Genomic DNA, 11,939 nt, shown 5'->3' with positions numbered 1-11,939 from the left:
TCAGAAGCGCCCGCGAATGCCGGCATAGATGCTGCGGCCCAGCGTGCCGTAGCGATAGGCGGTCATGTAGGTCTCGTCGAACAGGTTCTCGGCGCGGGCGAACACGCTGAGATTGTCGCCGGCCTTCAACTCGGCGCGCAGGTCGACCAGGGTGTAGCCGTCGAGCCGCGTCGTGTTGGCCGCATTGTCGAAGCTGTGGCCCGACCAGCGGATCGCGGCGCCAGTGGTGAGGCCGAAGGGGAAGGCGTAGCTGATCGAGCCGTTGGCGCTGTTCTGCGGACGGCGCGGCAGCCACTTGCCGAAATTCGCGGTGCCCGGCGAGCGGTCCTCGGCGACGATCCAGCTGTAATTGCCGTCGAGCGTGAAGCCGCCCAGCTTGAGGGCTCCCGCGGCCTCGATGCCGTGCGCCTCGGCGCGCGAGACGTTAGAATAATAGCCCGAGCGGCGCGTGGTGGTGCCCGGCACGAAGCAGAGCGGCACGGTCGAAGTCGCGGTGCAGCTGTTGAAGATGATCTGGCTGGTGGTGGTGCGCTCGAAATAGGTCGCGCCGAAGGTCAGCTTGCGGCCGAACAGCTGCTGCTCGACACCGGCCTCCCAGCCCTTGGCCCGCTCGGGATCGAGCGCCGTGTTCCCATATTCGCTGAACTGCTGATAGAGCGTCGGCGCCTTGAAGCCCTCGCCATAGCTGGCGCGCAGGATCGTGCCGGTCGACAGGCGCCACACGCCGCCCGCCGCGAACAGCGTCTGGCCGCCGAAGCGGTTGTGGTCGTCGTAGCGGATGCCGACATTGAGGGTGAGGCCGTCGATCGGCTCGACGCTCAGCTGGGCATAGGCGCTGGTGATCTCGGCATTGCCGCGCGCGAAGGCCGGGAGCGGCGTGGCGAGCGAAGCCGCGGGCGAGCGGCTGCGGAATTTCGAATTCTCGTTCTCCAGCCCGAATACCGCCGAGACGCGCTTGGTGAAGGCGAAGCTGCCCTGATATTCCAGCCGCTGGTTGCGGCCGTTGGATTCGAAGCTCAGCGGGCGGGCGCGGGCGGGGCCGTAGCTGTCGCGATCGGTGTCGGTATAGGCATAGGCGAAGCGGTTGCGCAGCCGGCCGCCGAGCAGGGCGAGGTTCACGCCCACATAGCCGACGAACTCCTCGTTCAGCGAATAGTCGCTGCTGTCGCCGGTGGTCGCGTCGATCTCGGTGCGGCCGTTCGAATAATAGCCGCGCACCTCGACGCTGAGGTTGCTCGCCAGCGCCAGCTCGGCGCGGCCGGTGGCGCTGCGGTTGGTATAGCCGTCGGTTTCCTTGCCGCCGAACGCCGGGGCGATCGCCGAGATGCCGGCGGTGGTGAAGCTCTGGCCGCCGATGCGCCAGCTGAGCGGCCCGGTGCGGCCGCCGATCGCGGCGCGGGCGCTCACCGTCTCGCGCGATCCGGCCTCGATGTCGAAGCTGCCTTCCAGCGGCTTCTCCGGCGCGGCGGTGACGATGTTGACCACGCCGCCGATCGCCTGGCTGCCCCACAGGATCGATTGCGGCCCGCGCAGCACTTCGATGCGCGACGCGTCGCCGACCAGCAGGTTGGCGAAGTTGTAGCCGCCGCCGGTGGCCGCCGGATCGTTGAGCTTCACCCCGTCGATCACCACCACGGTCTGATCGGCCTCGGCGCCGCGGATGCGCAGCGACGTGGAGGTGCCATAGCCGCCGTTGCGCGAGACGCTGATGCCGGGCGTGCGGAGCAGCAGCTCGGTCGCGCCGATATCCTGGCTGCGGTCGATCGCCGCCTTGTCTAGCACGGTGATCGAGGCGGGGACCTGGTCGATGTTCACCGGCGCGCGGGTGGCGGTGACGGTGATCTGGTCGCTGTCCTCGGCCGCCGCCGCATCGGGCGCGGGGGCCTGCTGGGCGAAGGCCGCGGGCGCGGCGGCCAGGGCGAGGAGCGAGGCGGAGAAACGGAGAACGGACTTCATTGCGTGCAACCCATGACGACGCCGCATCCGTGCAAGGCCGACGCCGCTGCCGCCAGGGGCGAACGACATCGTCCGCGCACGCACGCGGCCAACCTTGTCGTCGCTCGGGTTCACCCCCGTCCGCCCGGCACACCCTGTCCGCACGAAAGACGACCGCGACGGGCAGGTCTCCTGGCTCGCGGGTCGTTGCCGGTCCGGCCGCCTTCTCGGGTGCAACACCCAATGGCATGAGGCCGATGGCTCGCCGCTTACAGTTGCAGGGGCAGCCGGGATTGTCCCGTTCCCTTTTCATCCCCGTCTCCGGGGAACCTGTCGCGCGGGTGGCCTTAGGCGGCCTTCATCCAGACGACAAGCGCGAAGCGCGCCCTGTCGGCGGGCAGGGTGCGGTGCGGCGTGAAGCGATCGAGGAACAGCACGGTGCCGGCCGGGCATTCGGGCTGGAGGCGCGGCAGGCCGGCGATCGCTTCCTCGGTGATCCTGAGGCCGTTGTCGGTCTGGCTGGCGAGCGGGGCGGGCTGGCGGCCGGGGATGATCTCCAGCCCGCCATTGCCGGGGCCGGCATCGCAGAGCGGAATCCAGGCAGTGGTCCAGACCTGGCCGCAGGCGACGCCGTCGTCGCGGGCGACGTCGCTGTGCCAGGCGTGGCGATGCTCGGGAAAGCTCGCGATGCTGGCGCGGACGCGGACGACCTGGCCGGCCAGCGCGCGCTCGCCGATCCGCTCGGCTTCGGCACGCAGGCGCGGATCGTTGGCGATTGCCTGGAGGCGGGGCCCGCGATGCGCATCGGTGCAGATCGCCACGCGCAGCAGGTTCGCCTGGCTGCGGTCGTGCGCGTAGATGCGGTCGAGCCGCTCCGCGAGCGGCGCGTCGGGGCAGCTCCTGTCGAAGGGCAGGTACATGGCATGCGAGAGCCGGTCGATATGCTCGGCGATGTCGGCCTGGGCGGTCTCCACCAGGGCGGGATCGAACAGCGGCAGCGCGACATGGCCCTGGTCGCGGTAGAAGGCCGCGTCGTCGCTCACCGGCTGCGGCCCAGGGCCGTGACCGTCGGCCAGTCGCCGGCCAGCTCGACGCGCGCGTCGATGCCGTAGACCGACTTGAGATTGGCCGGGGTCAGCACTTCGGCGGGCGTTCCGTCGGCGACGATGGTGCCCCGGTCGATCAGTACCAGCCGGTCGCAATAGCGCGCGGCCATGGTGAGGTCGTGCAGCACCGCGATCACCAGCGCGCCGGCGCGGGCCTCGCCATGGAGCAGTTCCATCACGTCGATCTGGTGGCCGGGGTCGAGGCTGGCGAGCGGCTCGTCGGCGATCAGTGCGGGGGCCTCCACCGCCAGCGCGCGGGCGAGCAGGACGCGGGCGCGCTCGCCGCCCGAAAGCTCGGTGGCGACACGCTCGCGCAGTGCGGCGATATCGGCGCGTGCGATCGCCCGTTCGATCGCGGCACCGTCGGCATCGCCGATCCGCGACATCGGGGCGAGATGCGGCAGCCGGCCGAGCTCGACCAGCCGCTCGACGGTGAGCGGCCAGTGCAGGGTCTGGCCCTGCGGCAGATAGGCGACGCGGCGGGCGAGTTCGGCGCGCGGCATCGTCGCGACTTCCGCATCGTCGACCAGGATGCGCCCGATATGGGGCACCAGCGCCAGCATCGCGCGGGCAAGCGTCGACTTGCCGGCGCCGTTGGGGCCGACGATGCCGGCAAGGGTGCCGGCCCGGAAGGTGGCGCTGGCATTCCGAACCACAGTGCGGCGGCCGAGCGATACGCCGACCTGTTCGAGGCTTATGCTCACCATAGCCGGCGCTCCCGCATCAGGTGGATCAGGAAGACCGGCACGCCGAGAAAGGCCGTGACGACGCCGAGCTTCAGTTCGTTCCGGGTGTCGATCAGCCGCACCGCGACATCGGCGAAGGTGAGCAGCGCCGCGCCGCCGATCGCCGAGGGGACGAGGATCGCCGAGGGGCTGCGATCGGTGAGCGGGCGGACCAGGTGCGGCACGATCAGCCCGATGAACCCGATCGCGCCCGACACGGCCACCGCGCCGCCCACGCCGATCGCGGTGCCGAGCAGCAGCCGGATGCGCGTGCGCCGCAGATCGACGCCGAGCGCCTGCGCGCCGTCCTCGCCCAAGGTCAGCGCATCGAGCGCGCGGCCGTCCCAGAGCAGCAGCAGCCCGCCGATGGCGATGCAGGGATAGGCGATCCAGACATGCTCGAACGAGCGGTTCTCCAGGCTGCCGAGCAGCCAGGTCATGATCTCCATCGCCGCGAAGGGATTGGGCGAAAGATTGAGCGCCAGGCTGACGCCGGCCGTGGCCAGGGTGGCGATCGCGATGCCGGCGAGGATCAGCGTGAGCGGGCTCTCCGAGCGGCCGGCCAGCGCCGACAGGCCGGCCAGCGAGAGCAGCGCGCCCAGCACCGCCAGCACCGGCAGCACCACCGGGTGCAGCGCGGCCAGCCCGAAATAGAGCGCGGCGACCGCGCCGAGCGACGCGGCGTTGGACGTGCCCAGCACCGAAGGCTCGGCGAGCGGGTTGCGCAGATAGCCCTGCAGCGCGGCGCCGGCCAGGCCGAGCATCGCGCCCACGCCCAGGCCCAGCAGCATGCGCGGCAGGCGCAGCTCGAGCAGGATGGTAGTGGCGATCCTGTCGCCATGGCCGGTGAAGGCGGCAATCATCCGCGCGAGCGAGAGATGGACCGGCCCGAACAGGATCGATCCGATCGCGGCGGCCAGCGTGAGGGCGATCAGCCCGGCGATCAGCAAGGGGCGGGAAATCGTCATCGGGCGTGGGTCCGATCCTGAAAACGGGCCAGCTGCCGCGCCATCCCCCGCGCGGCGTCGACATAGGCGGGGCTGCCGCACACGGTCCAGGCCTGGGGAATGCTGATCCGGGGAATGCCGGCCAGCGCCGGGTGGTGGAGCATCTCGGTGCCCTGGTCGGCAACCTTGTCGGTAGCGCTCTCGACGATCAGATAGTCGGGCCGGGCCGCCACCATCTCCTCGATGCTCAGCTGCGAGAGCGGCGGCTTGCCGAGTTTCGCCGCCAGGTTCACCAGCCCCATGCGGCGCATCAGATCGTCGATCAGCGTGCCGGTGCCGGTCATGAAGCCGCGCCGCTGATAATAGGCGGCAACCTTGCCGCCGCCCGGCCTGCCGATCCCGGCGAGTTGCGCCTGCATGCGCGCGACCAGCGCGTCGCCGCGCTCGGGATGGCCGACCGCCGCGGCGGTCTGGCGGATCGAGACGTAGATCTCGTCGACCGTGTTGGCGGTCTCGAGGTCGAGCAGGTTGTAGGAATGGCCCTTCAGTGCGCGCATCGGCGCGCTGCGGCTGGCCGGCATGCCGATGATCAGGTCGGGATCGATCGCGAGGATCTGCTCGGCCGAATTCTTCAGCACCGGCAGCCCGCGCGCCTTCGCCGCCTCGCCCGACATCTCGGCATCGGTGGCGTTGCGGGTCACCCCGGCGATCTGCTCGCGATCGGCGAGCGCGAGGACGAGCTGGTCGGCGCACAGGTTGATCGAGACGATCCGCTTCGGCTTGCCCGCCGATGGCGGTGTGGGCGCGCCGGTGCTCGCCCACGAGATTGCGCCACCCAAAGCAAGCAGTGGTAGGCCGAGCGCTGCGATTCTGATGCGGGAAGCCATCAGAAAGAGCCTTCCCGTTCCCCGGCGAAGGCCGGCGCCCGGCGTCGGCGCAGTTGGTGAACCGAGAGAGCCTCTCGAATGCCGTGGCAACTGGGCCCCGGCCTTTGCCGGGGAAGATGTAGGTGAGCGCTGGGACCGATCATCAGAACTCGATTCCCGCCTGCGCCCTGACGTTCTGCTCGCGAAAGGGGTGCTTCACCTGGGCCATCTCGGTGACGAGGTCGGCCGCGTCGATCAGCGCCTGGGGCGCGTTGCGGCCGGTGATGATCACGTGCTTCATCGCCGGCTTGGCGGCCAGCGCCGCGAGCACTTCGTCCGTCGGCAGATAGTCGTAGCGCAGCACGATGTTGAGCTCGTCGGCGATCACCATCGCATAGTCCGGATCGGCGATCATCCGCTTCACTTCTTCCCAGGCTTCGCGCGCCACGGCGATGTCGCGCGCGCGGTCCTGGGTGTCCCAGGTGAAGCCTTCGCCCATCGGCTTGAACGCGATCAGGTCGGGGAAGCGGTCGAACACCGCCTTCTCGCCGGTGGCCATGGCGCCCTTCACGAACTGGACCATGCCCACCTTCATGCCGTGCCCGATCGCGCGCACCGCCATGCCGAGCGCGGCGGAGGTCTTGCCCTTGCCCGGCCCGGTATGGACGATGACCAGGCCCTTCTCCACCGTCTTGGTGGCGAGCTTCTTCGCCTGGGCCGCCTGGACCTTCCTCATCTTGGCATTGTGTTCTTCGTCGGTGCGCTGCTTCACGGCCGCTTCCCCCTTTGCTTCAGAAGGCGACGCGCACGCCGCCATAGGCGGCGGCGCCCGGCGTCGCGAAGCTGAACACTTCCTCATACTTCACGTCGAACAGGTTCTCGACGCGCCCGAATACCGAGAAGCGGTCGCTCAGCTTGTACTGCGCGTTGAGGTTCACCAGCGTGAAGGGCTTGAGCGAGACGCGCACCGGCACATAGCTTGGGTCGATATAGGCCAGGTCGTCCATCCGGCCGTTGTAGCGTATGGTCAGCGTGGTCGAGAAACGCTCGTCCTTGCTGAACAGCGTGGCGTTGACGCTGGCCATGTCGCCCGGGCGGCGAACTTCGGTGACGCCGTCCTCGGTCGCCTTCAGATGGGTATAGGCCGCGTCGATCCGGAGCTGGCGGATCGGGCGCAGGCTGGCGGTCACCTCGACGCCGTGCTGCTTGGAATCGGTGGTGCGGTTGCCGGGCGTCGCCGTGTAGGTCGGCGCGGGATAGGCGATGTAGATCTCGTCGGTCAGCTTCGAATCGAAATAGGTCGCGCCGATCGTCGCCTTGCCGTCCCAGAAGCTCTGCTCGATCCCGGCTTCCCAGCCCGCGGATCGTTCCGGCTTGAGGTTCGGATTGCCGATATAGGTGCCGCTGGAGAAGCCGAAGAGCTCGTAATAGCCCGGATTCTTCACGCCGGTGCCATAGGCGGCGTGGACGCGCGTGTCGGTCGGCAGGCGATAGCCGGCCTGGACGCGCCAGGTGGTCGCGTCGGCGAAGCGGTTGTTGTCGTCGTGCCGCACCGAGGCGCCGCCGGTGAAATCGCCGGCGGTCAGCTCATATTGGCCGACCAGGCCGAGATTGTCGGTGCTGCGGCGGCCGCGAAAGGCGTCATAGGGCGAGCCCGTGCCCGGCGTGGTGTTGCGGAACTGCTCGCGCTCCCAGTCGACCGCGGCGGTCAGCCGGTGGGTGATCGCGTCGGTGCCGAAGCGGAAGCTCGACACGAACGAGCCCTTGTAGCGCTGGCCCTTGTCGCCATAGTCGATCCCGCTCGGCTTGTAGCCGGTGCGGGTGGTGTCGGCGAACTGGCCGGAAAGCGTGTTGGTCCAGCGGCCGTCGAGCGCGGTCAGTTCGGCGCTGAGCAGACCGTAGAACGCTTCGTTGGTGAAGCGCACGCCCGGGCTGTCGACCGTATAGCCGAAGCGCGGGCTCGCCGGATTGCTCTCGCTGTTGTTGGTCTCGGCATCGGTATGGCTGTAGCGCAGCACGCCGGTGACCTTCAGGTTGGCAGCGGGGGCCCAGCCCAGCTTGGCGCTGGCGCCGACGCTGTCCGAGCCGATGTCGCGCGTGCCGCCCCGCGCCGTCGGATAGCCCTTGGTGTGATACCAGCTGCCCGAGACCGCATAGTCCAGCGCGTCCGAAGCGCCGGCCGCGCGGGCGGCGCCGCTGAAGGTGCCGAACGAGCCGCCTTCGGCCCGTGCGCCATAGCCCGGCGCCTCGCGGCCCGAGAGCGTGATGTAGTTGACCACGCCGCCGATCGCATCCGATCCGTAGAGCGACGATTGCTGGCCGCGCAGCACTTCGATCCGCGCGGACGGATCGGCGATCAGCGTGCCGAGGTCATATTCGCCATAATAGGGGTCGGCCGCCTCGATCCCGTCGATCAGGACGAGGACGTGATTGGCCTCGCTGCCGCGGATGCGCAGCTGAGTCTGGCCGCCGATCGCGCCGATGCGGCTGACCGCGACGCCGGGCACGTCGCGCAGCACGTCGGAGACGATGCGCGTCTGGCGCTGGTCGAGCGCTTCCGCGTCGATCACCGTGGCCGAGGCGGGCAGGTCCTTGAGCGCGACGCCGTCGCCCGAGCGCGAGGCAGTGACGATGATCGCGTCCTGCGGATCGGTGGCCTGGTCGGCGTCCTGCGCATGGGCCGGCAGAGCGGCGGCGATCGCGATCAGCGAGACGAAACTGGTCTTCAACATGGGTAGTCCCCCCTGCGCCCGTGCAACGAGGGCGGGGCCCGCCGCGAACGGCCGATGCGGGCGACGGGCGGGCACTTGCCCGTCGCACGGCACCGAAGCGGCCCCGGCCGCTTGGTCGTCGCTCAGACGGAGAGATACCGTGCCTTGGCCATCCCCTGGACCAGGGCAAGAGCGACCGTTGCGCCGGCAGGTCTCCTGGCTCGCGGGTCAGGGCACGATGCACGGCCTTCCCGGATCGGCGATCCAGTGGCCGCTCCCTCGAATCGGGGAGCAAGTGCATCGCGCTCGCCGCTTACAGTTGCAGGGACAGCCGCGGAATTGGACGGAAGGCCCGTCCGCACCGCATTCCCGTTTAAGCCCCTTCCGGGGCACCGGCGCGATCATTCGGTGGTGGGTCCGCCGGGATTCGAACCCGGGACCTCTCGATTAAAAGTCGCTTGCTCTACCGACTGAGCTACGGACCCACACCAGCGTCGCCCCTAGGCGGGCCGGCCGGGCGGGTCAACGTCGCGCTTCGATCCGCGTCACTTGAACATGCGCGACCTGCCAGCGGCCGTTCGTCCTGCGGAACGTGTCGGCGAAGCGGAAATGGCTGGAGAAGCGCCGCCCGCCCGAGATGCCGCCCAGCACCGTCTCGGCATTGGCCACGCCGGCATCCGGCCCGAGCGACACGATCACCCGGTCGGTCAGCACGAGCGGATCATAGCGGTCGCCCGGCGTCATCCAGCCATCGATGAACGCCTGCTTGCCCTGTCGCCTGCCCGAGCCGTCGATATAGACCAGGTCGTCCGCGATCATCGCCTCCATCGCCGCGCGATCCTGGCGCAGCTGCGCCCGGTCGAACGCATCGGCAAAGGCGACCAGGCCCGGATCGGGATCGGCCAGCGCCAGCAACGCCCAGATCATCGTTTCCTCCGCAATCGTGCCGCGAGCTGGCGCACGCTAAGCCCGGTCACCGGATCGCGCCAGTCCGCCGCGACCCGGGCGAGCGGCGCCAGCACGAATTCGCGGCCGCGGAACAGGCGATGGGGCACGGTGAGCGCCGGCTCGCCCCAGCTGCCGCCCGACCACAATATGATGTCGAGATCGATCACCCGCGCGCCCCAGTTCCGCCCCCGCCGCCGGCCGAAGCCGCGCTCGAGCGCCTTCAGCCGGCGGAGCAGGGCGGGGGGCGGCTCGTCGCTCTCGATCAGCGCGACGGCGTTGGCGAAGCGGCGCTTCGAGGGGCCGAGCGGCGGCGTGTGCAGGATCGGGGAGACGGCGGTGACGCCGCCCAGCGCGTCGATCGCCGCCGCGACTTCCCGCGCCGGGCTGCCATGGCGACCCCGCCGGTTCGATCCGATCGCGATGGCATAGCTTGTCCTCGCCATGCCGGGCGGCCTATCGCGCGGGGATGCTCCAGCCAAGCCGCGATTGCCCGCTCTGCCCGCGCCTCGTCACGCTGCGCGAACAATTGCGCGCCGAACATCCCGACTGGTGGAATGCGCCGGTGCCCGCGCTGGGCGATCCCGATGCGCCGATCGCGATCGTCGGCCTGGCACCCGGCAAGCATGGCGCGAACCGCACCGGCCGCGCCTTTACCGGCGACGATTCGGGCGCGCTGCTGTTCGCGACGCTGGAGAAGTTCGGGCTGGCCGAGAAGGGCGAACCCAGGGGCGTGGTGATCCTCAACGCAGTCCGCTGCCTGCCGCCCGAGAACAAGCCCGAGCCCGCCGAAATCCATGCCTGCCGGCCCTTCCTGGCGGCGGAGCTCCGGGCGCCGGTGGTGCTCGCGCTCGGCCAGATCGCGCATCAGTCGGCGGTCAAGGCGATGGGCGGCAAGCTGCCCAAGGTGCGCTTCGCCCATGGCGCCGAGCACCGCCTGCATCGCGGCCAGTGGCTGGTCGATAGCTATCACTGCTCGCGCTACAACCAGAATACCGGGCGGCTGACGCCCGCGATGCTCGAGGCGGTGGTGGAACGGGCCATTGCCTTGGCGGGACCGGGAGCATTCCGATGATGAAGACGATCGGCCTGCTCGGGGGCATGAGCTGGGAGAGCTCGGCCCAATATTATGCGCTGCTCAATCGCGAGGCGCGCGCGCGGCTGGGGCATCCGCATTCGGCGCGCAGCGTGATGCTGTCGGTCGATTTCGGGGAGATCGAGCGGCTCCAGCACGCCGGCGCCTGGGATGCGCTCGCCGAGCAGCTCGCGGCCGAGGCCCGGGCGGTCGAGGCGGCGGGCGCCGATTGCCTGCTATTGTGCACCAACACCATGCACCTGGTGGCCGACCGGATCGCGGCCGCGATCGGCATTCCGATGCTCCACATCGCCGATCCCACCGGGGCGGCGATCCGCGCGGCGGGGATCGCGCGGATTGGCCTGCTCGGCACGGCCTTCACCATGGAGCAGCCATTCTACCGCGAACGGCTGGAGCGGCGCTTCGGGCTGGAAGTGCTCCTGCCCGGCGCGGAGGCGCGTGCCGCCGTGCACCGCGTCATCTATGACGAGCTGGTCGGTGGCGTGATCCGCGAGGAATCGCGCGCCCTCTATCGCGGGGTGATCGCCGAGCTGGCGGCGGCTGGGGCGCAGGGCGTGATCCTCGGCTGCACCGAGATCGGGCTGCTCGTCGGCCCAGGGGACAGCGAAGTGCCGTTGTTCGACACGACGCGCCTGCATGCGCTCGCCGCGCTGGAGTTTGCGCTGGGCTAGGGCCGAGGCCTAGGGCGGGAAATCAGCGATCGCGCAGCGCGTCCGGTGACGGGCCGCCAGGCGGGGTCAGATGTCCTGCGCGAGCCGCCCATAGAGATCCGGCCGGCGATCGCGGAAGAAGCCGAAGGCGGCGCGGTGGCGCTTGGCCAGCGCAAGGTCGAGCGTCGCGACGATCACGCCTTCCTCCTCGCGGTCCAGCTCGGCCAGGATGTCGCCACGCTCGTTGGTGATGAAGCTGGTGCCGTAGAAGGTCTGGCCATGCTCGGTGCCGACGCGGTTGGCGGCGACGACGGGGACGACGTTCGACACCGCATGCCCCACCATCGCCCGGCGCCACAGCCGCGCGGTGTCGAGGCTCTCGTCATGCGGCTCGCTGCCGATCGCGGTGGGATAGAACAGGATGTCCGCGCCCATCAGCATCATCGCGCGGGCGGTCTCCGGATACCATTGGTCCCAGCACACGCCCACGCCGAGCGTGGCCTTGTCCGGGCCGTTCCACACCTTGAACCCGGTGTTGCCGGGGCGGAAGTAGAACTTCTCCTCATAGCCGGGGCCGTCGGGAATGTGGCTCTTGCGATAGACGCCGGCGATCCGGCCGTCGGGGTCGATCATCGCGAGGCTGTTGTAATGATGCGGCCCGTCCGCCTCGAAGAAGCTGGTCGGGATGTGGATCTTCAGCTCGGCGGCGAGCGCCTGCATCGCCAGCACCGCCTTGTGCTCGGCGGTCGGCTTCGCATTGGCGAACAGGCCTTCGTCTTCCACCCGGCAGAAATACTCGCCTTCGAACAGCTCGGGCGGCAGCACCACTTGCGCGCCCCGGCCGGCCGCCTCGCGCACATGGGCGGAGACCTTCGCGATGTTCGCGTCGATGTCGTTGGAAAAGGCGAGCTGCAGGGCGGCGACGGTGATCTCGGTCATGGCGCGGCACATAGGGGGA

At 69.7% G+C, this 11,939-nt stretch carries 12 protein-coding genes, 1 tRNA gene and 1 riboswitch; of the genes, 2 read left to right on the top strand and 11 right to left on the bottom strand.

What is annotated here, in order from left to right; genetic code table 11:
• From FHR20_RS10415 to folK, 10 genes are all read right to left on the bottom strand, one after another.
• Positions 1–1,956: a TonB-dependent receptor plug domain-containing protein gene (locus tag FHR20_RS10415; RefSeq protein ID WP_167299592.1), complete on the bottom strand. Its 1,956-nt coding sequence runs from the start codon at positions 1,954–1,956 to the stop codon at positions 1–3.
• 144 nt (positions 1,957–2,100) lie between these two features.
• Positions 2,101–2,284, bottom strand: a riboswitch (cobalamin riboswitch).
• On the bottom strand, positions 2,283–2,978 hold the full coding sequence (locus tag FHR20_RS10410) for a phytanoyl-CoA dioxygenase family protein (RefSeq protein ID WP_167299591.1): 696 nt from the start codon (positions 2,976–2,978) through the stop codon (positions 2,283–2,285). Its footprint overlaps the riboswitch before it by 2 nt.
• Complete coding sequence (locus tag FHR20_RS10405) at positions 2,975–3,748, bottom strand: ABC transporter ATP-binding protein (protein WP_167299590.1); 774 nt, start codon at positions 3,746–3,748, stop codon at positions 2,975–2,977. Before FHR20_RS10405 ends, FHR20_RS10410 begins: the two co-directional genes overlap by 4 nt.
• Positions 3,742–4,734, bottom strand: coding sequence for a FecCD family ABC transporter permease (locus FHR20_RS10400; protein WP_167299589.1), 993 nt, complete (start codon positions 4,732–4,734; stop codon positions 3,742–3,744). The genes FHR20_RS10405 and FHR20_RS10400 overlap by 7 nt, the downstream gene beginning before the upstream one ends.
• The gene (locus FHR20_RS10395; RefSeq protein WP_167299588.1) at positions 4,731–5,600 is read right to left on the bottom strand and encodes an ABC transporter substrate-binding protein; all 870 of its coding nucleotides are present in this window, start codon (positions 5,598–5,600) and stop codon (positions 4,731–4,733) included. The genes FHR20_RS10400 and FHR20_RS10395 overlap by 4 nt, the downstream gene beginning before the upstream one ends.
• 142 nt (positions 5,601–5,742) lie before the next feature.
• Complete coding sequence (gene cobO, locus FHR20_RS10390) at positions 5,743–6,351, bottom strand: cob(I)yrinic acid a,c-diamide adenosyltransferase (protein ID WP_341786437.1); 609 nt, start codon at positions 6,349–6,351, stop codon at positions 5,743–5,745.
• Positions 6,352–6,370: 19 nt separating this feature from the next.
• Positions 6,371–8,311: a TonB-dependent receptor plug domain-containing protein gene (locus FHR20_RS10385; RefSeq protein ID WP_167299586.1), complete on the bottom strand. Its 1,941-nt coding sequence runs from the start codon at positions 8,309–8,311 to the stop codon at positions 6,371–6,373.
• 388 nt (positions 8,312–8,699) lie between these two features.
• A tRNA-Lys gene (locus tag FHR20_RS10380) sits at positions 8,700–8,775 on the bottom strand.
• 37 nt (positions 8,776–8,812) lie between these two features.
• On the bottom strand, positions 8,813–9,217 hold the full coding sequence (locus tag FHR20_RS10375; RefSeq protein WP_167299585.1) for a nuclear transport factor 2 family protein: 405 nt from the start codon (positions 9,215–9,217) through the stop codon (positions 8,813–8,815).
• Positions 9,214–9,681 carry a 2-amino-4-hydroxy-6-hydroxymethyldihydropteridine diphosphokinase gene (folK, locus tag FHR20_RS10370; protein WP_167299584.1) on the bottom strand — a complete coding sequence of 156 codons (468 nt, stop codon included), beginning with the start codon at positions 9,679–9,681 and terminating at the stop codon, positions 9,214–9,216. Before folK ends, FHR20_RS10375 begins: the two co-directional genes overlap by 4 nt.
• Before the next feature lie 23 nt (positions 9,682–9,704).
• Between folK and FHR20_RS10365 the strand changes: the two genes are divergently transcribed.
• Positions 9,705–10,310, top strand: a complete 606-nt coding sequence (locus FHR20_RS10365; RefSeq protein ID WP_167299583.1) for a uracil-DNA glycosylase — start codon at positions 9,705–9,707, stop codon at positions 10,308–10,310.
• Positions 10,307–11,002 carry an aspartate/glutamate racemase family protein gene (locus tag FHR20_RS10360; protein ID WP_341786436.1) on the top strand — a complete coding sequence of 232 codons (696 nt, stop codon included), beginning with the start codon at positions 10,307–10,309 and terminating at the stop codon, positions 11,000–11,002. Before FHR20_RS10365 ends, FHR20_RS10360 begins: the two co-directional genes overlap by 4 nt.
• Before the next feature lie 66 nt (positions 11,003–11,068).
• Here the strand turns inward: FHR20_RS10360 and aguB are convergent, their stop codons facing one another.
• A complete protein-coding gene (aguB, locus tag FHR20_RS10355; protein ID WP_167299582.1) occupies positions 11,069–11,920 on the bottom strand; it encodes an N-carbamoylputrescine amidase in 852 nt (283 codons plus the stop codon).
• Positions 11,921–11,939 lie beyond the last annotated feature (19 nt).

The sequence above is a fragment of the Sphingomonas leidyi genome, assembly GCF_011761945.1.
Classification (GTDB): Bacteria; Pseudomonadota; Alphaproteobacteria; order Sphingomonadales; family Sphingomonadaceae; genus Sphingomonas; species Sphingomonas leidyi.
This window is presented reverse-complemented; position numbering and strand designations above follow the sequence as displayed.